The following is a 24007-nucleotide window of genomic DNA, read 5'->3' as shown; positions in this document are numbered from 1 at the left end:
GTGCATTCCGCGGTCCTGCTGATCGAGTTCGGTTCCATCATCCTCGCCCTTGGCCTGCTCGGCCGGTTCGCAGCCCGCTTCCGGCTCTCCCCCATCCCGCTGTACCTGCTCGCCGGTCTGGCCTTCGGCGAGGGCGGGCTGCTGCCGCTCGGGGCGAGCGAGGAGTTCGTCGCGACCGGCGCCGAGATCGGCGTCATCCTGCTGCTGTTGATGCTCGGCCTGGAGTACTCGGCCGGCGACCTGATCACCAACCTCAAGTCCCACTACCCGTCCGGTCTCGTCGACTGCGCGTTCAACGCCCTGCCGGGTGCGGCGGCGGCGCTGCTGCTGGGCTGGGGGCCGGTGGCCGCCGTCGTGCTGGCCGGCGTCACCTGGATCTCGTCGTCCGGCGTGATCGCGAAGGTGCTCGGCGACCTGGGCCGGGTGGGCAACCGGGAGACGCCGGTGATCCTCAGCGTCCTCGTCCTGGAGGACCTGGCGATGGCGGTGTACCTGCCCATCGTCACCGCGCTGGTGGCCGGCGCCGGCCTGCTGGCCGGGAGCGCGACCCTGGCGATCGCGCTGGGCGCGGCGGGTCTCGTGCTGTTCCTGGCGGTGCGTTACGGCCGGCTGATCTCCCGGTTCGTCTCCAGCGACGACCCCGAGAAGCTGCTGCTGGTCGTGCTCGGCCTGACGATCCTGGTGGCAGGCATCGCCCAGCAGCTCCAGGTGTCCGCCGCGGTCGGCGCGTTCCTGGTCGGCATCGCGCTGTCCGGGGAGGTCGCCGAGGGCGCGCACACCCTGCTGAGCCCGTTGCGGGACCTGTTCGCCGCCGTCTTCTTCGTGTTCTTCGGCCTGCACACCGACCCGGCCAGCATCCCGCCCGTGCTGCTGCCCGCTCTGGCGCTGGCGGTCCTCACCGCCGGGACGAAGATCGCCACCGGGTACTGGGCGGCCCGGCGCGCCGGGATCTCCGTCAAGGGACGCTGGCGTACGGGCGGGGCGCTGGTGGCACGCGGCGAGTTCTCGATCGTCATCGCGGGGCTCGCCGTGAGCGCCGGCATCGAACCGTCCCTCGGCCCCCTGGCGACGGCGTACGTCCTGATCCTGGTCATCCTCGGCCCCCTCACCGCGCGTTACACGGAGCCGGTGGCGTCCTGGTGGACCCGCCGCGCAGAGGACCGCCGGGAGACCCGGAAGGCCTCGTCGCGGGCAGCGGCCGAGGCGGAGGCAGAGGCGGGGGCGTCGGTGGGCGGCGGCGACTGAGCGACGGGCCTCGCCGCCGCATGCCGCCGCCCTGACGGCACGGACGGCAGAGGCGGGGCGGGGCGGGGCGGTGTCAGTCGGCGGCACCCGGTCCTCCGGCACCGGCACGCCCCGCCGCGCCGTCGCCCGGCACCCATCCCTGTCGGCGCAGCACGCCCGACACGTCCGGAGCCTCGTAGTGGTCGCCCTTGAGGATCTTGCCGTCGGTGCGGCGGGCGACGCGGCCGTCAGGGCCCCGCTTGGTCATGTTGGACCGGTGGATCTCCGCGATCACCGCGTCGAGGTCGATGCCGTGGACGAGGGCCGTGCCGTAGGCGACGTAGACGACGTCGGCGAGCTCGTGCGCGAGCCGGTCCAGCGGGCCGGTGACGGAGACCTCGGCGACCTCCGCGGCCTCCTCGGCGAGCAGCTCACCGCGATGGGCGGCCAGGTCGGGCGAGACCTCGGTGGGCGTACTGCGGGCGGCGAGCCCGACGGCGAGGTGGAACGCACGGACCAGGTCGGCGGGCGAGGAGCTCATCCGGCGACTCTAGCCACCGCCCCTGACAACACCGCCGGCGCATACGGCAGCCCCGGTCACCGTCCCTCCAGGACCCCGCCCCGCCCCCGGCGCATACGGCAGCACCGGCCGCCGTCCCTCCAGACCCCGGCCCGGCACCCCTCCCGCCCCGCCCCCTGTGACGCCGCCCCTGGTCAGCACGGCGTCCCGGCTGGCAGGATCGCCCGCATGTCCAGAGTGCTCCCCCGTATCGGCAGGCGCCGGGCCCTGCAGGGCGCGACCGCCGGATTCGTCGCGCTCGGGCTGCTGCTGTGGTGGCTGGTGCCTCTGGGCGAGGCACCTCCGAGCGGGACGATCAGGTTCAGTACGGGGACGAAGGCCGGCGTCTACCAGGAGTACGGGTGGCGACTGCGCAGCGAGCTCGACAAGGACATGCCGAATCTCAAGGTGCGGCTGATGACCAGTGACGGCTCGCAGGAGAACGTCGCGCGCGTGGCGACCGGCGGCGCCGACTTCACCATCGCGGCGGCCGACGCCGTGGAGGCGTACACCGGCCCCGACGCCGACGGGCTGCGCGGTGTCGCCCGCCTGTACGACGACTACGTCCAGCTCGTCGTCCCGAGTGACTCGGACGTCCGGACGGTCGCGGACCTGGAGGGCAAGCGGGTCGCCATAGGGCCACCCCACTCGGGCGTGCGGCTGATCGCCAACCGGGTGCTCAAGGCGGCGGGCATCGACGCGAAGAAGGACATCACCCCGCTGTCCGACGGGATCGACATCGGCCCGGCCCGGCTCAAGCGGGGCGAGATCGACGCGTTCTTCTGGTCGGGCGGGTTGCCGACGCAGGGTCTGAGGAAGCTGTCCGCCACCTACGCCTTCCGGTTCGTGCCGATCGGCACCGATCTCGTCGCCAAGCTGCACCAACAGGGCGGGGCGTCTCGCTACTACCGCGCCACCAACATGCCGGAGTCGGCCTACCCCTCGGTCCAGAAGGGGTCCACGGTGGCGACGATCGCGGTGTCCAACCTGCTGATCACCCGCAAGGACGTGGACCCTAGGCTCACCGAGTGGTTGACCCGGGCCGTACTCAAGAGCAGGGACGACATCGGCGAGCGCGTCCACTCCGCCCAGTTGGTCGACGTACGCACGGCGATCTACACGGACCCATTGGACCTGCACGAGGGTGCGCAGCGGTATTACAGCTCGGTCAAGCCGTAGACGTCGTAGACGACCCCACGCGCGCGTCGTAGGAGATGGCGCGCACGCGTCGTACGAACGTTTCGTCGGCTGTCGCAGGAAGCCTCACCGCGCGGCCCGGCGCGCACCCTCACAACACGCGCTGCGCCTGGGTCGCCCGTCGTAGCCCGGCGTACCGAACCTCACGTAGTGGGACCCGACCGGGGCACTCGCACCGTCACCGTCAGCCCGTGCGGCTCGTGGTGGTCGTACGTGATCGAGCCGCCGCCCGCGGCGAGGAGGGTGCGGGAGATGGACAGGCCGAGGCCGGAGCCCTTGACGTTCTGGTGGCGGCCGCTGCGCCAGAAGCGGTCGCCTACGCGCGTGAGTTCGTCGTCGGTGAGGCCGGGGCCGTTGTCGGTGACCACGACGACGGAGGTGCTGCCGTCGGAGGCGACCGTGACCTCGACGGTCTCGTCCTTCGGCGTGAACTTCACCGCGTTGTCGATCACCGCGTCCAGCGCGCTGGAGAGGGTGACCGGGTCGGCCCAGGCTGTGGTGGGCGGGCAGATGCCCACCAGCCGTACGCCCTTGGCCTCGGCGGTCGGTGTCCAGGCCGCGACGCGCTCGGAGGTGAGGGCGCCGATGTCGGTGACCCTGAGGTCCGCCTCGGTGTGCTCGGCGAGGGCCAGGTCGAGCAGGTCGTCCAGGACCTGTGCCAGACGCTTGCCCTCGGCCTGGACCGAGGCGATCTCCTGGTTGCCCTCCGGGAGTTCGAAGGCGAGCAGTTCGATGCGCAGCAGCAGCGCCGCGAGGGGGTTGCGCAGCTGGTGCGAGGCGTCGGCGACGAAGGCGCGCTGCTGTTCCAGGACGTCCTCGACGTTGTCCGCCATCTCGTTGAACGACCGGGCCAGGCGCCTGAGTTCCGGCGGTCCGCCGGCGACCGCGACGCGGGACTTCATGGCCCCGCTCGTGATCGCGTGGGTGGTGGCGTCCAGGACGCGCACGGGTCGCAGGACCCAGCCCGTCAGCCGTAGCGCGGCGCCCACGGCCAGCAGCATGGCGGCGATCTCCCCCGCTCCGATGACCAGCCAGCCGTGCAGGATCCGCGAACGCATCTGCCCGGTGGGTGAGTCGGTGACGACGACGGCGACGACGTCGCCGTCCCGGATGACCGGCGAGGCGACGACCAGACGGTGGCGCTGCCAGGGCCACACCTGCTTCGGATCGTGGCTGCGCCGGCTGAGCAGCGCCTCGCCGAACGCCTGGCGGACCTCACCCTCCTTCGGGAGGACGAAGGTGGAGGGCGCCTTGGCCATGGGGGTGGCGTTGCGGTAGAAGACGCCCGCCCGGATGCCGTAGACGTCGTGGTAGCTGGCGAGTTCGATGCCCAGCGTGTCCTTGCGCTCGTTCGTCTCGCCGGGCGGGTCGGTGACGTACTGGGCGAGGGCCGCGAAGCGTGCCGTGTCGTCGATCCGGTCCACGATCACGTTCTGCTGCTGGGCCGCGGCCACACTGATGGCGAGCGGGACACCGAGGGCGAGCAGAACGGCCGCCATCAGGACGATGAGCAGCGGAAGCAGGCGTGTGCGCACCCGGCCCCGCTACGCGCCCGGGGCGACGAGCCGGTAGCCCACGCCGCGTACGGTCTCGATGAGTGCCGGCATCCGCAGCTTGGCGCGCAGGGACGCCACGTGCACCTCCAGGGTGCGGCCGGTCCCCTCCCAGCTGGTGCGCCACACCTCGCTGATGATCTGTTCCCGGCGGAACACCACACCGGGGCGCTGGGCCAGCAGGGCCAGGAGGTCGAACTCCTTGCGGGTCAGCTGGACGACCGAACCGTCCACGCTGACCTGGCGGGTGGGCAGTTCGATGTGCACCGGGCCGAGGCGCAGGCCGGTCTCGCTCGCCCCCGGGGCGTCGTCGTGGGCGGTGCGCCGGGCCACGGCGTGGATGCGGGCCAGCAGCTCCCCGGTGTCGTACGGCTTCACCACGTAGTCGTCGGCGCCGAGGTTGAGGCCGTGGATGCGGGAGCGGACGTCCGAGCGCGCGGTCACCATGATCACCGGGGTGCTCGTGCGCTTGCGGATCTTGCCGCAGACCTCGTAGCCGTCCTGGTCGGGCAGGCCCAGGTCGAGGAGGACCACTCCGAAGCCGTCGACTTCCGGGACGAGGGCCTGCAGGGCCTCCTCGCCACTGCGGGCGTGGGTGACGTCGAAACCGTGCCTCGCCAGGACCGCGGACAGGGCGGCCGCCACATGGTTGTCGTCCTCGACGAGGAGCAGTCTCATCCGGGCCCCCTTCGGTTCATCGGACGTACGATCGGGATGTGTACAAAAACGTGGGCACGCGCGCGCGTGCACATGGCAGTCACGCTGATGGATGAGGACGACGTCAAGAGGGTTCCGGTTGCGCGCAGCTTCCGTTACCCGGCCGATACGCGCCCAGCTCGCAAGTGCTACGACATGTGTCCGATTGCTATCGGATCGTGATGCTCAGATTCCCCTCAGATGTAATGACGCTGGTCGCGAGTGGTTACTACTGTCCTCCGAAACCGAGGAGGACGGAGCCCTAAAGCGATGACCGAAGTATCGGTGGCCAAGGAAGATGCGGCCGCGACCGGAGAACTGGTCGTCCTGAAGAGCGTCAACAAGCACTTCGGCGCGTTGCACGTGCTCCAGGACATCGACCTGACGATCGCCCGCGGCGAGGTCGTCGTGGTCATCGGGCCCTCCGGGTCCGGGAAGTCCACCCTGTGCCGCGCCATCAACCGCCTGGAGACGATCGACTCCGGCACCATCGCCATCGACGGCAAGCCGCTGCCCCAGGAGGGCAAGGCGCTGGCCCGGCTGCGCGCAGACGTGGGGATGGTCTTCCAGTCCTTCAACCTGTTCGCACACAAGACCGTGCTCGAGAACGTGATGCTGGGCCAGGTCAAGGTCCGCGGGACCGACAAGAAGGCGGCCGAGGAGAAGGCCCGCTCGCTGCTCGACCGAGTGGGTGTCGCCAACCAGGCGGACAAGTACCCCGCACAGCTGTCCGGTGGCCAGCAGCAGCGTGTCGCCATCGCGCGTGCCCTGGCCATGGGCCCCAAGGTCATGCTGTTCGACGAGCCCACATCCGCGCTCGACCCGGAGATGATCAACGAGGTGCTGGAGGTCATGCAGCAGCTCGCCCGCGACGGCATGACCATGATCGTCGTCACCCACGAGATGGGCTTCGCCCGTTCGGCCGCCAACCGGGTGGTGTTCATGGCGGACGGTCGGATCGTCGAAGAAGCTGTGCCGGACCAGTTCTTCAGCAACCCGCGCAGCGACCGCGCCAAGGACTTCCTGTCGAAGATCCTGCACCACTGACGCATCCGGATCACTGACGCGACCGCGCCACCGACGGCCCGCGCCACCCGCAACGACGGCACTCTCCTCACCACACAAAGGATGTTCACCATGAAGCTCCGCAAGGTCTCCGCCGCGGCGGCCACCGCACTCGTCCTCGCCCTGACCGCCACCGCCTGTGGCAGCGACGACGGCGACAGCGACAGCGGCTCGGGTTCCGGTGGCGGCGACAAGATCAAGATCGGCATCAAGTACGACCAGCCCGGTCTGGGCCTGAAGGAGCCCGACGGCTCCTTCTCCGGCTTCGACGTCGATGTGGCGACGTACGTGGCCAAGGAACTCGGCTACGAGCCCAACCAGATCGAGTTCGTCGAGACCAAGAGCGCCGACCGCGAGAACGCCCTCGCCCGCGGCGACGTGAAGTTCATCGCGGCCACGTACTCGATCAACGACGAGCGCGCCAAGAAGGTCGACTTCGCCGGCCCGTACCTGCTGGCCCACCAGGACCTGCTGGTCAAGGCCGACTCGGACATCACCGAGGGCACCGACCTCAACGGCAAGAACCTGTGCTCGGTGACCGGCTCCACCTCGGCGCAGAACGTCAAGGACGACATCGCTCCGAAGGCCAACCTGAAGCAGCTGAGCGGCTACTCGGAGTGCATCTCCGGCCTGCAGGCCGGCTCCGTGGACGCGCTGACCACGGACGACTCGATCCTCGCGGGCTTCGCCGCGCAGGACCAGTACAAGGGCCAGTTCAAGCTCACCGGCCTCAAGCTCAGCAACGAGAACTACGGCATCGGTGTGAAGAAGGGCGACACCGCGACCGTGAACAAGATCAACGACGCTCTCGAGAAGATGGTCAGCGACGGCGCGTGGGAGAAGGCGGTCACGGAGAACTTCGGTCCGGCCGGCTACAAGAACGAGCCGGCGCCGAAGATCGGCAACATCGTCAAGTAGCACGATCCCCGGCGTGCCGTCGCCGATCGCGATCAGGGCGACGGCACGCCGCGCTGTCCACGTACGCCACCGACCCCGGAAGCGCGGGAGATCGTGTTCGACTTTCTTTCAGACTATGACGACCCGAGCATTTGGGGCGCGTTCTGGATGACGGTGAAGCTCACCGCCCTCTCCGGCGTCGGCTCCCTGGTCTGGGGCACCCTCCTGGCCGCGATGCGGGTCAGCCCGGTCCCGCTCATGCGCGGATTCGGCACCGCCTACGTCAACATCGTCCGGAACATCCCCCTGACCGTCATCATCCTCTTCACTTCGCTCGGTCTCGCCGACATCTTCGGCATGACGATGGGTGCCTCCGACTTCAAGGTCCAGGGCTTCCGGCTGGCGGTGCTCGGTCTCGTCGCCTACACTGCGGCGTTCGTCTGCGAGGCGATCCGCTCCGGCATCAACACGGTGCCGCTCGGCCAGGCCGAGGCGGCACGCGCCATCGGTCTGAGCTTCAGCCAGACCCTGTCACTGATCATCCTGCCTCAGGCCTTCCGCTCGGTCATCGGCCCGCTGGCCAACGTGCTGATCGCGTTGACCAAGAACACCACCGTGGCCGCCGCGATCGGCGTGGCCGAGGCCGCCTTCCTGATGAAGGAAATGATCGAGAACGAGGCCCAGACGCTGCTCATCGGCGCCGTCTTCGCATTCGGGTTCGTGGTACTGACCCTCCCGACCGGCCTCATCCTTGGCTGGCTGAGCAAGCGACTGGCGGTGAAGCGATGAGCTCCGTCCTCTACGACACTCCGGGGCCCCGCGCCAAGCGGCGCAACATCCTGTTCTCGGTGGTCTTCTTCGTCCTGCTCGTCCTGCTCCTGTGGTGGGTCTGGCGGACCATGGACGAAAAGAACCAGCTGACCTGGGCCTTGTGGAAGCCGTTCACCGAGTCGGAGGCCTGGACGACGTATCTGCTGCCCGGGCTCGCCGACACGCTGAAGGCAGCGGCGCTCGCCATGGTGATCGCCCTCCCGCTGGGCGCGGTCTTCGGCATCGCCCGCCTGTCCGATCACCGTTGGGTGAGGGTTCCGGCCGGTGCGGTGGTCGAGTTCTTCCGGTCCATCCCGGTGCTGCTGCTGATGCTGTTCGCCAACGAGTTCTTCGCTCGCTACACGGGCGTCAGCACTGAGGACCGCCCTCTGTACGCGGTCGTCACCGGCCTCGTGCTCTACAACGCCTCCGTCCTCGCCGAGATCGTGCGTGCCGGCATCCTGTCCCTGCCGAGGGGTCAGTCGGAGGCCGCGATGGCGGTCGGGCTGCGCAAGGGGCAGACGATGACCAACGTCCTGCTGCCGCAGGCCGTCACCGCGATGCTGCCGGCCATCGTCAGCCAGCTCGTGGTCATCGTGAAGGACACCGCGCTGGGCGGCGTGATGATCGGCTTCACCGAGCTGCTCAACACGCGCAGCACGCTCGCGGCCGTCTACGCCAACGTCATCCCCAGCTTCATCGTGGTGGCGGTCATCTACATCGTGCTCAACTTCATCCTCACCACCTTCGCGGGCTGGCTGGAGCGCAGGCTGCGGCGCAGCAAGAAGGGCACGGGCGTGGTCCTCGGCCAGGAGGACGTGGAGGAGCTCAACGCCGCCGAGGTGCGCGGCACCTTCGGCACCGGCGCCGGAGGGGGCGGCGTCTGATGATCAGTCAAGTGACCTGAACGACACGGAGGGCAGTGGCATGATCGCCACTGCCCTCCGTCACTTGACGCAAGCACCGGCAATGGGTTGCATACGTTCTGTGATCGTGCACTCTGCGCCAACTTCCTGTTCACCCACGTCCCTCGGGACACCGCTGCGGGCAGGGGGCGCCGCGCCGTGGACCCGGTGATCATCGTCGGCGCGGGGCCCGTCGGGCTCACGCTGGCCCTGGCTCTGGCCCGTCAGGAAGTGCCGTCCGTCGTCCTCGACGAGGGGCCGGGCAAGGACGAACCACGCCTCGCGCGCACCGTCGTACTGCGCGAGGACACCGCCGCCCTCATGGAGCGGCTGACCGGCGTGCCGCTCGACGAGGCCGGCGCCCACTGGGCCGGATGGCGGTCGATGCGGCGCAAGCAGGTGATGCGCGAGGTCACGTTCGGGGGTGACACCGACGCCGAGGACGACGCCGGTCCGTCCCCTCTGCACATCGCCCAGCACGTACTGACCAGCGCCCTGCGCGCCGCCCTCGCAGGTGAGCGCCTCGTCAAGATCGCCGTGAACAGTCGTCTCGACGCCGTCGAGCAGGAATCCTCGGGCGTCACGGCCCACACCCGTGGCCCCAAGGGCACCTGGTGGCGGGGGAGCTACCTGGTCGGCTGCGACGGCACCCGCTCGACGGTGCGCAAGCTCCAGGACATCCGCTTCCCGGGCCGTACGGCGGTGGAACGACACGCCGTGGCGGCGCTGCGCACGGAACTCCCCTGGCCCGACCAGGCCTTGCTCCACAGGATGCCGCCGTGGCGCACGACCGGCCCCTCGGTCGGGGAGGTCACCGGGCGCCCCCTGCCGGACGGGGTGTGGCGTCTCGACTGGCTGCTGCCGCCGGGCAAGGACCTGGTCACACCCGAGCTTCTGGTGGCCCGCGTCCGGGAGACCCTGGCGGGCTGGACCGGCGGCCCGACACCGCCGTACGAACTCCTGGACACCGGCGTCCACACGGTCCATCACCGCCTGGCCCGCCGCTGGCGCTCCGGTCGGGTCTTCCTCGCCGGGGACGCCGCCCACCTGCTCGGCGCGCTCGGCACGCAAGGCCTCGACGAAGGGCTCGAGGACGCCGACAACCTCGCCTGGAAGCTGGCGCTTGCCTGGCATCACGGGCCGCACGAGGCCCTGCTCGACAGCTACCAGGCGGAGCGGCGCGCGGTCGTCGCCGCCCGGCTGCGCGCCGCCGACCAGGCCATGCCGCTGCTGCGCGGAGCCGGGAACCTGCGCGCCTACGTCCCCGGCTCGGCCCGCGGCCACGACGCGCTGCTCACGGACGGTCACTTGGGGCGCGGCGCGCTCGGTGCGCCGGGGGCGTACGCCCATTCACCGCTCGCACCCCGGCACCTCGAAGGCGAGGCTCTCGTCGCCACGGAGCCCGGTGCTCCGGTCACCGACGTGCGGGTGACGGCGGAGGACGGCTCCTTCGTACGGCTGCGGGACCGCCTCGGCCGCGGCGCGCTGCTCGTCGTACTGATCGCGCCGGGCACCGGCGTGTGGGAGCGCAAGCACTGGGTGACCGCCGGGATCATGCCCAGGCTGGCGGCGGCGGTGAGCGCACTGCCGCACACCGCCGAGCTGCTGGTCGCCGAGGAGTACCCCGGCGCGGCCCCGCACACCGTCCTTCTCGTACGACCCGACGGGCACCTCGTCACGGCTCTGACCGGGGTCCGGCCGGCCGACCTGTACGCGGCGGCCGAGGCGGCACTGGGCGGGCCCGCACGGGCGGGCGCTGAAGCCAAGGCGGGCGCCGCCTCCCGGTGACCCACTGGTGCTCACTGTCACGGTGCGTCCACATAGTGACAGTGAGTTGACCGGTCTGCACCGGCATGGTCTACTCCGGATCGTGACTGACACCTGTGTGCACCTGTGGCGGAAGGTCCATGTGGACCTCGTCCGCTACGCGGGCTGCATGTGTCGCCCGTCCTGCTGAATTCGCATTCCTCTTCACCTTGGCGCGCGCCGCTTCTGCGTTGACGCGCGCTCCACGCGAACGCTCTTCAGGACGGTGCCCGTGTCTGTCTTCCCTGCTGTCTCCCCCGGTTCCGCTGTCTCCCCCGGTTCCGCTGCCTCCGTGCCCACACAGGCGGATCTCCTCGCATTCGTGCGGCATACGGCCGCCGACGCCGAGCTGATCGCCTCGCTCCCCCTCGACCCGGAGGGCCGCACCTGGGTGCGGCTGGAAGGGCCGGGCGGCAGCGAGGCCTGGCTGATCGGGTGGCCGCCCGGCAGCGGCACCGGCTGGCACGACCACGCCGAGTCGGTCGGCGCCTTCCTGACCGCGTCCGGTGAGCTCAAGGAGCACTCGCTCGCCGCCCGGCTGCCCTCCGACGGCTGGAAGACGCTGGAACTGAGCGAAGGCGTGGACCGGGAGCGCCGGCTGACCGCCGGAGAGGGGCGCGCCTTCGGCCGCCACCACGTCCACGAGGTCCTCAACGAGTCCACCGAACACCACGCGATCTCCGTACACGCCTACTACCCGCCCCTGCCGCAGATCCGCCGCTACAGCCGCAGCGGACCGATCCTGCGCCTGGAGCACGTGGAGCGGCCGGAGGACTGGCAGTGAGGTCGGCAGTCACACGGCAGGCGGGCCGCCCGGTCGGTATCGACGAGCTGCTGGAGCGGGTGTGGATGGGCGCCCCCGCGCATCCATGTGTCCGGGCGTGAACCACACCACCCCTCAGAACCCCTCGTCACCGAGGAACTCCGTGTCCTCGCCCTCCTCCTCCAGCGCCTGCCGGACCACCCGAAGGGCCATGCCCTGGGGATAGCCCTTGCGGGCGAGCATGCCGGCGAGGCGACGCAGTCGCTTGTCGCGGTCGAGGCCGCGGGTGGAGCGCAGCTTGCGGGCGACAAGGTCGCGCGCGGTCGCCTCCTCCTGCTCGGAGTCGACCTGTGCCACGGCGTCGTCGATCAGTGTGGAGTCGACGCCCTTGGTCCGCAGCTCCTGGGCGAGCGCCCGTCGGGCCAGCCCACGGCCGTGGTGCCGGGACTCCACCCAGGCCTCCGCGAACGCGCTGTCGTTGATCAGCCCGACCTCCTCGAACCTCGACAGCACCTCCTCGGCGGCGTCATCCGGGATCTCCCTCTTGCGCAGGGCATCCGCGAGCTGCTTCCGCGTGCGCGGGGTACCGGTGAGCAGGCGCAGACAGATCGCCCGTGCCTGCTCGACCGGATCCCTCGGAGGCTCGTCCTTCGTGTCCCCAGACGAGAAGGAGACGCCGCCGTCCTCTCCTGGCGACTCCGCGCGGCCGCGCCGACGACGCCCACGTGAGCCACCAGTGCCCCGTGCCCCGCCGCCCCGGCGCGAACCGCCCACCGGCGAATCCGCGCCGAACGCCGGGGAGCCGCCGTCCGCCCTGTCCCCGTGAACCCCGTCAGACCACTGTCCGACGCCCGGCTCGTCGTCGTACGACCCCCTCGTGCCGTACGACGCCGTGCGGGCAAAGTCCCCCTGTGCGTCATGGACCGCGTCGCCGCTCATTCCGGCGATGCCCCCGTCGCCTCCCCCGCCCCGCTCACCCGGAGCGTCCGGATGGGCGGCGTACTCGGACCAGTCGGTTCGCCGTGTCACGGATCAGCTCTTGGCCGCCGCGGCCTTGGTCTTGGCTACCTTGGCCACCGCCGGAGCGGGCACCGTCTTACCGGCGTCGTCCGTGGCTGCGGAGACCACCGCGTCCGCGCCCGGCTCGGCGGCCGGCTCCACGGGCCGGACGCCGACACCCAGCTTGTCCTTGATCTTCTTCTCGATCTCGTTGGCCAGGTCGGGGTTGTCCTTCAGGAAGTTGCGCGCGTTCTCCTTGCCCTGGCCGAGCTGGTCGCCCTCGTACGTGTACCAGGCGCCTGCCTTGCGGACGAAGCCGTTCTCCACGCCCATGTCGATCAGGCCGCCCTCACGGCTGATGCCCTGCCCGTAGAGGATGTCGAACTCGGCCTGCTTGAAGGGCGGGGCGCACTTGTTCTTGACGACCTTGACGCGGGTGCGGTTGCCGACCGCGTCGGTGCCGTCCTTCAGCGTCTCGATACGTCGGATGTCGAGCCGCACCGAGGCGTAGAACTTCAGTGCACGGCCACCGGTCGTGGTCTCCGGCGAGCCGAACATCACACCGATCTTCTCGCGGAGCTGGTTGATGAAGATCGCGGTGGTCTTGGACTGGTTGAGCGCACTGGTGATCTTCCGCAGGGCCTGGCTCATCAGACGGGCCTGGAGACCGACGTGACTGTCACCCATCTCGCCCTCGATCTCCGCGCGCGGGACGAGTGCGGCGACGGAGTCGATCACGATCAGGTCGAGAGCGCCGGAGCGGACCAGCATGTCCACGATTTCCAGAGCCTGCTCGCCGTTGTCGGGCTGGGACAGGATCAGGTTGTCGATGTCCACGCCGAGCTTTTTCGCGTACTCGGGGTCGAGGGCGTGCTCCGCGTCCACGAACGCGACCTGGCCGCCGGCCTTCTGAGCGTTGGCCACGGCGTGCAGGGTCAGGGTCGTCTTACCGGAGGACTCCGGCCCGTACACCTCCACGACACGGCCGCGCGGCAGGCCACCGACGCCGAGCGCGACGTCGAGTGCGGTCGACCCTGTGGGGATGACCTCGATGGGCTCGTTCGGTCGCTCGCCCAGGCGCATGACCGCGCCCTTGCCGAACTGCCGTTCAATCTGTGCGAGTGCGGCGTCGAGCGCCTTCTCGCGGTCGGTTCCTGCCATGGGTTCCACCCGGTTTGCTTGAGTCGATCGCTTCACGTCAAAGACGCTAACGCCTGCCACTGACAATGCGCCTCGACGCCCGTCCGGCCTGTGGATAACTCGGGCACTTATCCACCGAAACCGGGTCGAAAGCCCCGCCGAGAGTCTCGGCCGGAGCCCTCATAAGAATGGATGTTCGATTTTCGTGTCAAGCGCACCACGCGGCACTTCCGAGGCTACGTCTCGGTCTCTGCCGTCGAGGGCTGGCAACCGCAGATGAGCAGTGGCTTCGGGTGTCGTCGTGACCCAGCCGGGCGGGACCGCACAGGCGCCGCTCCCCTGGCACCGGGCGGAGAAGCCGCCCATGGCCGATCGACGGCCCACATCAGGTCGGCCTCGGCCTGTACGCCGCCTGGGTCCCGCGATCACGAGGAACGGTCGCCGGAGTCCTCCGCCCCCGGTCGCCGCGTCCACAGCGCACGCAGGCGCCTGAACGGACTGTCCTCCGCCCCACGTCTCCGGTGCCCGTGGACCCGGGGGTCGTCCGTGACGGCGTACCGCTTCACATACGCCCCGAGGAAGGCCTGCAGTGTGGCGATCGCCGGGATGGCGATCAGCGCGCCGACCGCACCGAGGAGGGCAGTCCCGGCGATGACGGAACCGAAGGCGACCGCGGGGTGGATGTCGACGGTCTTCGAGGTCAGCTTGGGCTGCAGCACGTAGTTCTCGAATTGCTGGTAGACCACGACGAAGATCAGCACCCACAGCGCGTACCAGGGGTTGACCGTGAAGGCGATCAGCATGGGCAGGGCGCCCGCGAGATACGTACCGATCGTGGGGATGAACTGCGAGACCGCCCCCACCCACACCGCGAGCACGGGCGCGTACGGCACGCTCAGCGCCTCGAGCAGGATGTAGTGCGCGACGCCGGAGATGAGGGCCATCAGCCCGCGCGAGTAGATGTAACCGCCGGTCTTGTTCACGGCGATCTCCCACGCGCGCAGGACCTCGGCCTGCTTGGCGGGAGGCAGGACGGAGCAGAGCGCGCGGCGCAGCCGGGGCCCGTCGGCGGCGAAGTAGAACGAGAACAGCAAGATCGTCAACAGCTGGAACAGCCCGCCGAGGACCTGGGCGGACACGTCCAGGACGCCGGTGGCGCTGTTCTGCACGTAGTTGCGCAGCCAGTCGGACCGGAGCAGGCCCTCCTGGACGTCCACGCGCTTCAGCTCGGTGTTGAAATGCGTGTTGATCCAGTTGATGACGGAGTCGAGGTATTCCGGGAAGTCCTCGACGATCTTGATGATCTGGCCCGCCAGCATGGAGCCGAGCAGCGTGACGAAACCGGCCGCCACGATCATCACGCCGAGGAAGACGAGCGCGGTCGCCAGTCCCCGGCGCAGCCCGCGCGAGGCCATCCAGCTCACCGCGGGCTCGATGGCCAGGGCCAGGAAGAACGCGATGAGGATGTTGATCAGCAGGCTGGTGAGCTGGTGGAAGGCCCAACTGCCCAGCTGGAACACGGCGATGAGGGCGAGCGCGAGCACCATGGCGCGGGGAAGCCAGTGCGGCATACGGGCGTTCGGCCCGGCGGCGCCTGCGGCCGGGGGCCTGTTGGGCGGCGTCGTGCCGAACGGGGATGCCTGCTCGGTGACCTGATCGGTCTCGTCAGTTGGTGCCACGGTGCAAGTCTCGCCCACGTGACTGACAATCGGTTACCGTCCTTCGATCTTCGTGACGGATCAGTGCTTCTCCCACGGAACGTTCATGACGGTGCAAACCACACGCCACACGTCCTTGGCATCCCAGCCGGCGTCCAGCGCCTCGTTCACCGTGCGCCCGCCGAGCTCCGCCATCACGTGATCGCGCGCGAAGGTGTCGGCGTAGCCCGGACCGAAGTGGTCCGTCATCCGCTCCCAGAAAACCGTCAACCGCATGACTTCAGTATCCCGCCCCTGAGGGTGGGCCTGAGCCGGGACCGCTTGCCGAGACCGCTTTCCGCCCTACGGTCTGACGCATGGCCGAAACAGGAGCTTCCCCACTCCCCCCGACGCCCCCGGCGCACTCCCCACTCGCACGCGCCGAGCACTTCGTCTGGCTCACCGCACGTGTGCTGGAGCAGCGCCTCTTCGCGTATCACTTCCTGAAGGGAAGCGCCGACCCGGTGGAGACGGCGCTGGACGCGTACCGCAACGAGGACGGCGGGTACGGCCACGCGCTGGAACCCGATCTGCGGGGCCCGGTCAGCCAGCCACTGCACACCGGGCACGCCCTGCGGGTCCTGGACGCCATCGGGCGCTGCGGCGGACAGCGCGTGGAGCGCGTGTGCCGCTATCTGACCTCCGTGACCACGCCGGACGGCGCACTGCCGGCGATCCATCCCAGCCAGCGCGGCTACCCGGCGGCCCCTTTCCTCCCGATCCTGGACGACCCGCCGAGCGAACTCCTCGCCACCGGACCAGTGGTGGGCCTCCTGCACCGCAACGAGGTGTGGCACGCGTGGCTCTTCCGGGCCACGGACTTCTGCTGGCAGGCGGTCCAGTCCCTGGAGCAGTCCCACCCGTACGAGATCCAGGCCGCCGTCGCCTTCCTGGATGCCGTCCCCGACCGCCCGCGCGCGGAGGCGGTCGCCGACCGCCTCGGCCGTCTGGTGCGCGAACACCGCCTCGCGGTACTGGACCCCGAGCGACTCGACGCGTCCGCGGTCGCGCCGGACTACGCCCCCGGGGAGCACCACTTCCCGCACGACTACGCGAAGACACCGACCTCTCTGGCGCGCGCGTGGTTCACGGACGACGAGATGGCGCGCTCGCTGGACTTCCTCGCGGACGAACAGCAGGAGGACGGCGGCTGGCCGGTCCGCCGGCGCCAGTGGGCTCCGGGCACAGCCCTGGAAGCCCGCCCCCTGGTGACGCTCGATGCGCTGCGCACCCTGCGGGCGTACGGCCGTCTCCTGGGCTGAAACAGCAGCTGTCCTGCGCATACCCCCACCAGAAAAACCGGTCCGGGTGGCATGACGCACACACGCGTTGGAGCCCTGCGACACGCGAGTCTGCGACAGATCACCCACCCATCGCCCGCACCCCGGCGGTCACCAGCACGGCGGCCGCGACGACGAATAGGAAGGGGGCGCGCAGAACCAGCGCCACGGCAGCCGCGGCGAGTCCCGCGGCCCGCGCGTCCAGTACCAGAGCCTGCCCGTCGGCGAAGGTCTGCTGGGCCGTGAGCGCAGCCAGGAGGGCCACGGGCAAAAGGGCGGCCAGACGCCTGACGAGAGGCCGCTCAAGGGCACCGGCGGGCACGAGAAGCCCGGCGAGCTTGACGGCGTAGCACCCGAGGGCGGTCACACCGATCGCGATCCAGATGTTCAACGATCTCCCTCCAGGCCATCACGCTGTACGCCGTCAGGGTCGGCGCCCCTACGACGGCCATCCGCCCACAACACGGCCGGCGCCGCGAGCGCGGCCACCAGAACGGGGACGCCGGCGGGCAGCACAGGCAGCAGCCCGAGTCCCAGCAGGACCGCCAGCGCGGCGACCGCCCGCTCGACGGCGGTGATCAACATGGGCGCCAGCAAGGCCAGGAAGACCGCGGGCCCGGCCGCGTCCAGCCCCCAGGCGTCGGTGTCCCCGATGGCCTCGGCGCCCAGCGCGCCCAGCAGGGTTGTGAGGTTCCACAGCACGTACAGACTGAGCCCTGTCACGGCGAACCCGATCCGCACACCGCGTCGCGTGGGCTGCGCCAGCGCCACGGCCGCCGTCTCGTCGATGACCCACTGCGCGGCGAACGGACGCACCACGCGCGGGAGGGCCAGCAACTGCGACAGCCGCAATCCGTAGAACGCGTTGCGCGTCCCGAGGAAGAACGCCCCCGCGGCCGCCGTCAGCGGGTTGCCGCCCGCCGCAAGGGCCCCGACCAAAGCGAACTGCGACGCCCCCGTGAAGACCAGCAGGCTGAGCGCACAGCTCTGCAACACCGTCAGCCCGCTCCCTGCCGAGGTCACCCCGAAGGCGAACCCGGACAGCCCGACGGCGATTCCGACCCCCAGGGCATCCCTCACCACGGCGGAGTCGGGCTTCGCTCCCTCACGCATGTCCATGAGATCTATCTGCTCTGCCATCCGTCCAACGGTAGAAGCAGCCGCCCCCGCTCGTCTTGTACGTTCTTGCGCTCACGCCGGTACGCCCCAGGAGGCACGCCCACGATCCGCGTGAAGTGCCGATTCAGGTGCGGTTGATCCGTGAACCCCACCGCGACGGCCACCTCGGCCGGAGTCGTACCGGCATCCAGCAGCCGCCTCGCCCGGCGCACCCGCGCATCGGTCAGCCAGGCATGCGGCGGCATCCCGTACGCATCGCGAAACGCCCGCAGCAACGCGAACGGGCTGGTCCCCAGCTCACCGGCCAGCTTTTCCAGCGTCGGCGGCTCGACCATCCGCTCCTCCAACACGGCACGCGCGCGTTCCGCGACCCGGGCACCGGCTGTCCGTACGTCCCGCTGCGGCAGCGTCCCGCCGTTCAACCGGAGCAGCCGCGTCACGGCAACCCGCAGCAACGTGTCGGCGGCCAGCGCGTTCCCCTCCTCTGCGGCCCGCAACACCTGATGCACCAGCCCCGCGGCATACGGGTCGTCCAGCACCGGCCGGACGAATCCCGGCGTCCCCCGGATCAAGGTGGTCTCGGCAGCGATCTCCGCCACCACCTCCGACGACGGATAAACGGCCCCGTACCGCCACCCGTCGGGAACGCCGGCACGTCCCGTATGGGCCGTATCCGGATTGATCAGGGCCAGCGCCCCCGCCCCCGCGTACTGGTCGGCACCCCGATGATGAAAGACCTCGACCCCGTCGGCGATGGCCGCGATGACGAAGTGCTCGTGTGTATGCCGTACGAACGCCTTTCGGATATACCGGGCCCGCAACAGATCGACCCCTGGCAGCTCGGCATACTGCCAGTGCCGTGCCCTCTCACCCGAACCCGCCATGCCCCCATCTTCCGACACGCCGACCACCACCCCGGCAGGCGGCTCGGACACCGCGCACCGCCAGGCGCGTACGGCGGCAAGGGGCCGTGCCGGGGGGTGTCCGCCCGCAGCGGTTGGCGCGTCAACGCGAGCACCTCGATGGGCAACCGATTCCGCGCCGTTCCGAGGACGGACACCCCCCGACACGGCCCCGACCCACAAAGCACAAGGCGCTACCCGCGCACCCCCACCCAGCCCCCAGGCCGCCGCAGGCATGAGGTTCACGGAGCCCAACGCACCATCCTCCCAGGTCAGCAGCATTGTCAGTCCCCGGGTGCAGGATGGACACATGGTCAGCTCCGCACACGAGGCCCTCAAAGCCTTCTCCCCCGCGACCCGCAGCTGGTTCACGGGCGCCTTCGACGCGCCCACCGCCGCCCAGGCAGGCGCGTGGCAGGCCATCGCAGAGGGCTCGGACGTGCTGGTCGTCGCCCCCACCGGTTCCGGCAAGACCTTGGCCGCCTTCCTCGCGGCACTGGACCAGCTCGCCTCCACACCCCCACCCGCCGACCCCAAGAAGCGCTGCCGAGTCCTGTACGTGTCCCCGCTGAAGGCCCTCGCGGTGGACGTGGAGCGCAACCTCCGCAGCCCTCTGACCGGCATCCGCCAGGAGTCCGTCCGCCTGGGCCTGCCCGAACCGGAGGTCAAGGTCGGCATCCGCTCCGGCGACACACCCCCCGCCGAACGCCGCGCCCTGTCCACCCGCCCTCCGGACATCCTGATCACCACCCCGGAGTCCCTGTTCCTGATGCTGACGTCGGCCACGCGCGACGCACTGACCGGCATCGAGACGGTCATCCTCGACGAAGTCCACGCGGTCGCCGGCACCAAGCGCGGCGCCCACCTCGCCCTCTCCCTGGAGCGCCTGGACGAACTGCTCCCCAGGCCGGCCCGTCGCATCGGCCTCTCGGCCACGGTCCGCCCGGTCGACGAGGTCGCTCGCTACCTCTCCCCCCGCCGCAAGGTGGAGATCGTCCAGCCGAAGTCCGGCAAGGAGTTCAACCTCTCGGTCGTCGTCCCGGTCGAGGACCTGGGCGAACTGGGCGGCTCTCCGGTAGCCGACGGCTCCGAAGGCGCGGAGCGTCCCTCGATCTGGCCGCACGTCGAGGAGCGCATCACCGACCTCGTCCAGGCCCACCGCTCGACGATCGTGTTCGCCAACTCCCGCCGCCTGGCTGAACGGCTGTGCAACAGGCTCAACGAGATCGCCTACGAGCGAGCCACCGGCGAACCCCTGGACGAACACCACGCCCCCGCCGAACTCATGGGAGGCTCCGGAGCGGCCCAGGGCGCCCCGCCCGTGATCGCCCGCGCCCACCACGGCTCGGTCTCCAAGGAACAGCGCGCCCTTGTCGAGGAGGACCTCAAGGCCGGCCGCCTCCCCGCGGTGGTGGCGACCTCCAGCCTCGAACTGGGCATCGACATGGGTGCCGTGGACCTCGTCATCCAGGTGGAGTCCCCGCCCTCGGTGGCCTCCGGCCTGCAGCGGGTCGGGCGCGCCGGCCACCAGGTGGGTGCGGTCTCCACCGGCGTGGTCTTCCCGAAGTACCGCGGCGACCTGGTCCAGGCAGCAGTGGTCACCGAGCGCATGCGCACCGGCTCCATCGAGTCCCTGAGGGTCCCCGCCAACCCGCTGGACGTCCTGGCCCAGCAGGTCGTCGCCATGACCGCGATGGACACCTGGCAGCTCGACGACCTGCTCGCGATCGTCCGCCGGGCCGCCCCCTTCGCCGCACTCCCCGAATCGGCGTTCACGGCCGTCCTCGACATGCTCGCCGGCCGCTACCCGTCCGACGCCTTCGCGGAGCTACGCCCGCGCGTGGTCTGGGACCGCGTCGCCGGCACGATCACCGGCCGCCCCGGCGCCCAGCGCCTCGCCGTCACCTCGGGCGGCACGATCCCCGACCGCGGCCTCTTCGGTGTCTTCCTCGCCGGTTCCGACCCCAAGAAGGGCGGCGGCCGGGTCGGCGAGCTCGACGAGGAGATGGTCTACGAGTCGCGGGTCGGCGACGTCTTCACGCTCGGCACCAGTTCCTGGCGCATCGAGGACATCACCCGGGACCGCGTCCTGGTCTCCCCCGCGCCCGGCGTGCCGGGCCGGCTCCCCTTCTGGAAGGGCGACCAGCTGGGCCGCCCGCTCGAACTGGGCCGCGCGGTGGGGGCGTTCCTGCGCGAGGTCGGCTCGCTGCCCAAGGAGGACGCCCGCCTCCGCCTGCTCGCCGCGGGCCTGGACGCCTGGGCCGCTGAGAACGTGTTGTCCTACCTGGAAGAGCAGCGCGAGGCGTGCGGCCACGTCCCCGACGACCGCACGATCGTCGTGGAGCGCTTCCGTGACGAGCTCGGCGACTGGCGGGTCGTCGTGCACTCCCCCTTCGGCGCCCAGGTGCACGCCCCGTGGGCGCTCGCGCTCGGCGCCAAGCTCTCCGAGCGGTACGGCATGGACGCCCAGGTCATGCACGCCGACGACGGCATCGTCCTGCGGTTGCCCGACGCCGACCTGCTGAGCCTGGACCTGCTCGATCAGGAGCCCATGAGGGCGGGCACGGAGTACGACGCCGAGCAGGCGCCCGTCGGGGCGGCGGACGTCGTCTTCGACAAGGGCGAGGTCGACCAGCTCGTCACGGACCAGGTGGGCAGCTCGGCCCTCTTCGCGGCCCGCTTCCGCGAGTGCGCCGCCCGCGCCCTGCTGCTGCCGCGCCGCAACCCGGGCAAGCGCACCCCGCTGTGGCAACAGCGCCAGCGTGCCTCCCAACTGCTCCAGGTGGCGAGTGAGTTCGGGTCGTTCCCGATCGTCCTGGAGGCGGTCCGCGAATGCCTTCAGGACGTATTCGACGTCCCCGGCCTGGTCGAGCTGATGGGAGACCTGGAATCCCGCAAGGTGCGCCTCGTCGAGGTCACCACCCCCGAGCCCTCCCCCTTCGCCCGCTCCCTCCTCTTCGGGTACGTCGCCCAGTTCCTGTACGAGGGGGACTCACCGCTCGCCGAGCGCCGCGCCGCCGCCCTCTCCCTGGACTCACGCCTGCTGGCCGAACTCCTCGGCCAGGCGGAACTGCGCGAACTGCTCGACGCCGAGGTGCTGACCGAGCTGGAGCAAGAACTCCAGTGGCTCACCGAGGACCGCCGCGTCAAGGACGCCGAAGGCGTCGCCGATCTGCTGCGGCTGCTCGGCCCGCTCAAGGAGGCCGAACTGACCGCGCGGGGTGCCGACCCACAGTGGGCCCAGGAGCTGGCCGGCGCCCGCCGCGCGATCCGGGTACGCGTCGCCGGGGCCGACCACTGGGCGGCGATCGAGGACGCGGGCCGTCTGCGTGACGCGCTCGGCACGGCACTGCCGGTAGGCGTCCCGGAAGCCTTCATGGAGCCCGTCAAGGACCCGCTGGGCGACCTCCTGGCGCGCTACGCTCGCACCCACGGCCCGTTCACCTCGGCCACCGCGGCGGCCCGCTTCGGCCTGGGCGTGGCGGTCACCGAGGGCGCTCTGCAGCGGCTCGCGGCGACGGGCAGGGTGGTCCAGGGCGAGTTCCACCCGGCGGGGATCGGCCAGGAATGGTGCGACGCCACGGTCCTGCGCCGCCTCCGCCGCCGCTCCCTCGCCGCCCTGCGCCACGAGCTGGAACCGGTGCCGCCGCCGGCGCTCGCCCAGTTCCTCCCCCAGTGGCAGCACATCGGCAAGGGGCACGGCCTGCGTGGCATCGACGGACTGGTGCGCGCCGTCGAGCAGCTGCAGGGCGCATCCGTTCCCGCGTCCGCCCTGGAGAAGCTCGTCCTGCCGTCCCGCGTCGCGAACTACACCCCCGCGATGCTCGACGAGCTCACCGCCGCCGGAGAGATCGTCTGGGCCGGCGCGGGAGCCCTCCCGGGCAAGGACGGCTGGGTCTCGCTGTACGTGGCGGACGCGGCCCCCCTGCTCCTCCCGCCGGCCCACCCCCTGGAGCTGACGGCGCTGCACCAGTCCGTCCTGGACGCCCTCTCCGGAGGCTACGGCCTGTTCTTCCGGCAGATCGCCGACCACGTCCGCGCCACCACCCACCCCGAGGCCACCGATCCCCAACTGGCCGACGTCGTATGGGACCTGGCGTGGTCCGGACGGCTCACGAACGACACGCTCACCCCCATGCGCTCCCTCCTGGGCTCGGGCCGCACCGCCGGCTCCACGGCCCACCGCGCCAAGCGGACCGTCCCGCGCGGGCGGTACGGCTCCCTCACGGCCGCCGCCCGCCCCGCGTCCCGCACCGGCCCTCCGACCGTCGCCGGCCGCTGGTCCCTGCTCCCGGACCGCGAGGCCGATCTCACCGTGCGCGCCCACGCCCTGGCTCGTGTCCTTCTCGACCGGCACGGCGTGGTGACCCGCGGAGCCGTCTCCGCGGAAGGCGTCGAGGGCGGTTTCTCCGCGTTGTACCGGATCCTGTCCGCCTTCGAGGACAGCGGCCAGGCACGACGTGGCTACGTGGTGGAAGGACTCGGCGCGGCGCAGTTCGCGATGGACGGCGCGGTCGACCGCCTGCGCGCGGTGGCCAACGCCCGCGACCGGGGCGAAACCCTGCCACCCCCGGCCCCGCCCGACGGCTCCCAAGACGGCTTCGGCCCACACCCTCCTTCCACGCCGACCGCCCCCTTCGCTCCAACCCCCTTCGACTCCCCCACCGACCTGGCATCCGACCCCTTCGCGTCACCCGCCCCCCACCCGGCCGAAGGGCCGAGTCCGACCGACGGCCACACAGACCAGGGTCCCGCCACCTTCGACACCGGTTTCACCGACGACTGGCTCTCCCCCGCTCCCACCGCGCGGAGCGAGTGGACCTCCCCCCGCGACTTCCCACCACCGGCCGGCCCGGCTTACGGCCCCTACGCCTCCCCCTCCTCAACCCGCCGCACCCCCGACTCCCGAGCCGTCGTCCTGGCCGCCGCCGACCCCGCGAACGCATACGGCGCAGCTCTCCCCTGGCCCGATCCCCCGACGGACGCCGGCCACAAGCCGGGCCGAAAGGCGGGCTCCCTGGTAGTGCTCGTCGACGGTGAGCTGACTCTCTATATGGAGCGGGGCGGCAAGACCCTGCTGGCCTGGCCCTCCGACCCGGTCGGCACCGCCACCGACGATCCACGTCTCCAGGAGGCGGCCCAGGCCCTGGCCACCGCGGCCAAGGCAGGCTCCCTGGGCACCGTCACCGTCGAGAGGGTCAACGGCGCCTCGGCCCTGACATCCCCCATCGGCACCCTCTTGGAAGGGGCGGGCTTCATCGCCACCCCACGCGGCCTTCGACTTCGTGCATGAACCCGACAAAATGCCGTCACAGCCCACCCCGCACCACACAGCCCACACAGCCCACACAGCCCAGCCCACCCCCGCACCACACCGCTCACGCCCGCACCAGAC

Annotated in this window: 21 protein-coding genes; 11 read left to right on the top strand and 10 right to left on the bottom strand. The window is 70.8% G+C overall.

What is annotated here, in order from left to right; genetic code table 11:
- Positions 1–1245, top strand: coding sequence for a cation:proton antiporter (locus KUM49_RS15080; RefSeq protein ID WP_217237345.1), 1245 nt, complete (start codon positions 1–3; stop codon positions 1243–1245).
- A 73-nt stretch (positions 1246–1318) separates the two neighbouring features.
- Here KUM49_RS15080 and KUM49_RS15075 read toward each other — a convergent pair whose 3' ends face one another.
- Positions 1319–1765, bottom strand: coding sequence for a MazG nucleotide pyrophosphohydrolase domain-containing protein (locus tag KUM49_RS15075; RefSeq protein WP_217237344.1), 447 nt, complete (start codon positions 1763–1765; stop codon positions 1319–1321).
- 207 nt (positions 1766–1972) lie between these two features.
- On the opposite strand from KUM49_RS15075, the gene KUM49_RS15070 reads away from it, so the two are divergent.
- Positions 1973–2962, top strand: a complete 990-nt coding sequence (locus tag KUM49_RS15070) for a TAXI family TRAP transporter solute-binding subunit (RefSeq protein ID WP_217237343.1) — start codon at positions 1973–1975, stop codon at positions 2960–2962.
- A 161-nt stretch (positions 2963–3123) separates the two neighbouring features.
- On the opposite strand, the gene KUM49_RS15065 is transcribed toward KUM49_RS15070, so the two are convergent.
- Complete coding sequence (locus KUM49_RS15065; protein WP_217237342.1) at positions 3124–4515, bottom strand: HAMP domain-containing sensor histidine kinase; 1392 nt, start codon at positions 4513–4515, stop codon at positions 3124–3126.
- 9 nt (positions 4516–4524) lie between these two features.
- Complete coding sequence (locus KUM49_RS15060; protein ID WP_217237341.1) at positions 4525–5211, bottom strand: response regulator transcription factor; 687 nt, start codon at positions 5209–5211, stop codon at positions 4525–4527.
- A 288-nt stretch (positions 5212–5499) separates the two neighbouring features.
- Between KUM49_RS15060 and KUM49_RS15055 the strand changes: the two genes are divergently transcribed.
- From KUM49_RS15055 to KUM49_RS15030, 7 genes are all read left to right on the top strand, one after another.
- Positions 5500–6276, top strand: a complete 777-nt coding sequence (locus tag KUM49_RS15055; protein ID WP_217237340.1) for an amino acid ABC transporter ATP-binding protein — start codon at positions 5500–5502, stop codon at positions 6274–6276.
- 90 nt (positions 6277–6366) lie between these two features.
- Positions 6367–7212, top strand: a complete 846-nt coding sequence (locus tag KUM49_RS15050) for a glutamate ABC transporter substrate-binding protein (protein ID WP_217237339.1) — start codon at positions 6367–6369, stop codon at positions 7210–7212.
- Positions 7213–7305: 93 nt separating this feature from the next.
- The gene (locus KUM49_RS15045; protein WP_030038910.1) at positions 7306–7980 is read left to right on the top strand and encodes an amino acid ABC transporter permease; all 675 of its coding nucleotides are present in this window, start codon (positions 7306–7308) and stop codon (positions 7978–7980) included.
- Positions 7977–8888: an amino acid ABC transporter permease gene (locus tag KUM49_RS15040; RefSeq protein WP_217237338.1), complete on the top strand. Its 912-nt coding sequence runs from the start codon at positions 7977–7979 to the stop codon at positions 8886–8888. The genes KUM49_RS15045 and KUM49_RS15040 overlap by 4 nt, the downstream gene beginning before the upstream one ends.
- Before the next feature lie 177 nt (positions 8889–9065).
- Positions 9066–10694: an FAD-dependent monooxygenase gene (locus KUM49_RS15035; RefSeq protein WP_217237337.1), complete on the top strand. Its 1629-nt coding sequence runs from the start codon at positions 9066–9068 to the stop codon at positions 10692–10694.
- 7 nt (positions 10695–10701) lie between these two features.
- On the top strand, positions 10702–10863 hold the full coding sequence (locus KUM49_RS50685) for a putative leader peptide (protein ID WP_374200155.1): 162 nt from the start codon (positions 10702–10704) through the stop codon (positions 10861–10863).
- Between the two features lie 81 nt (positions 10864–10944).
- Positions 10945–11496: a cysteine dioxygenase family protein gene (locus KUM49_RS15030; RefSeq protein ID WP_217237336.1), complete on the top strand. Its 552-nt coding sequence runs from the start codon at positions 10945–10947 to the stop codon at positions 11494–11496.
- Between the two features lie 114 nt (positions 11497–11610).
- Here the strand turns inward: KUM49_RS15030 and recX are convergent, their stop codons facing one another.
- The 4 genes from recX to KUM49_RS15010 form a co-directional block, all read right to left on the bottom strand.
- On the bottom strand, positions 11611–12504 hold the full coding sequence (gene recX / locus KUM49_RS15025; RefSeq protein WP_217237335.1) for a recombination regulator RecX: 894 nt from the start codon (positions 12502–12504) through the stop codon (positions 11611–11613).
- A gap of 3 nt (positions 12505–12507) precedes the next feature.
- A complete protein-coding gene (gene recA, locus KUM49_RS15020; RefSeq protein ID WP_217237334.1) occupies positions 12508–13635 on the bottom strand; it encodes a recombinase RecA in 1128 nt (375 codons plus the stop codon).
- Positions 13636–14039: 404 nt separating this feature from the next.
- Complete coding sequence (locus KUM49_RS15015) at positions 14040–15293, bottom strand: AI-2E family transporter (RefSeq protein WP_217237333.1); 1254 nt, start codon at positions 15291–15293, stop codon at positions 14040–14042.
- 60 nt (positions 15294–15353) lie between these two features.
- Positions 15354–15548: a DUF3046 domain-containing protein gene (locus tag KUM49_RS15010; protein ID WP_217237332.1), complete on the bottom strand. Its 195-nt coding sequence runs from the start codon at positions 15546–15548 to the stop codon at positions 15354–15356.
- Between the two features lie 80 nt (positions 15549–15628).
- On the opposite strand from KUM49_RS15010, the gene KUM49_RS15005 reads away from it, so the two are divergent.
- Positions 15629–16573, top strand: coding sequence for a hypothetical protein (locus KUM49_RS15005; RefSeq protein ID WP_217237331.1), 945 nt, complete (start codon positions 15629–15631; stop codon positions 16571–16573).
- 100 nt (positions 16574–16673) lie between these two features.
- Here the strand turns inward: KUM49_RS15005 and KUM49_RS15000 are convergent, their stop codons facing one another.
- Genes KUM49_RS15000 through KUM49_RS14990 form a run of 3 tightly spaced genes read right to left on the bottom strand, consistent with a single transcriptional unit; the run spans position 16674 to position 18594 of the window.
- Complete coding sequence (locus KUM49_RS15000) at positions 16674–16982, bottom strand: AzlD domain-containing protein (RefSeq protein WP_217237330.1); 309 nt, start codon at positions 16980–16982, stop codon at positions 16674–16676.
- Positions 16979–17731, bottom strand: coding sequence for an AzlC family ABC transporter permease (locus KUM49_RS14995; protein WP_217237329.1), 753 nt, complete (start codon positions 17729–17731; stop codon positions 16979–16981). The genes KUM49_RS15000 and KUM49_RS14995 overlap by 4 nt, the downstream gene beginning before the upstream one ends.
- Entirely contained in the window at positions 17716–18594 is an 879-nt protein-coding gene (locus tag KUM49_RS14990; protein ID WP_217237435.1) for an AraC family transcriptional regulator, read from the bottom strand. The genes KUM49_RS14995 and KUM49_RS14990 overlap by 16 nt, the downstream gene beginning before the upstream one ends.
- Positions 18595–18922: 328 nt before the next feature.
- Between KUM49_RS14990 and KUM49_RS14985 the strand changes: the two genes are divergently transcribed.
- A complete protein-coding gene (locus tag KUM49_RS14985) occupies positions 18923–23905 on the top strand; it encodes an ATP-dependent helicase (RefSeq protein ID WP_217237328.1) in 4983 nt (1660 codons plus the stop codon).
- Positions 23906–24007: the final 102 nt, after the last annotated feature.

This window comes from Streptomyces sp. AC555_RSS877, assembly GCF_019049245.1.
Classification (GTDB): domain Bacteria; phylum Actinomycetota; class Actinomycetes; order Streptomycetales; family Streptomycetaceae; genus Streptomyces.
Note: the sequence above shows the minus strand (reverse complement) of the source record. Positions and strands in the feature narration are given on the sequence as shown.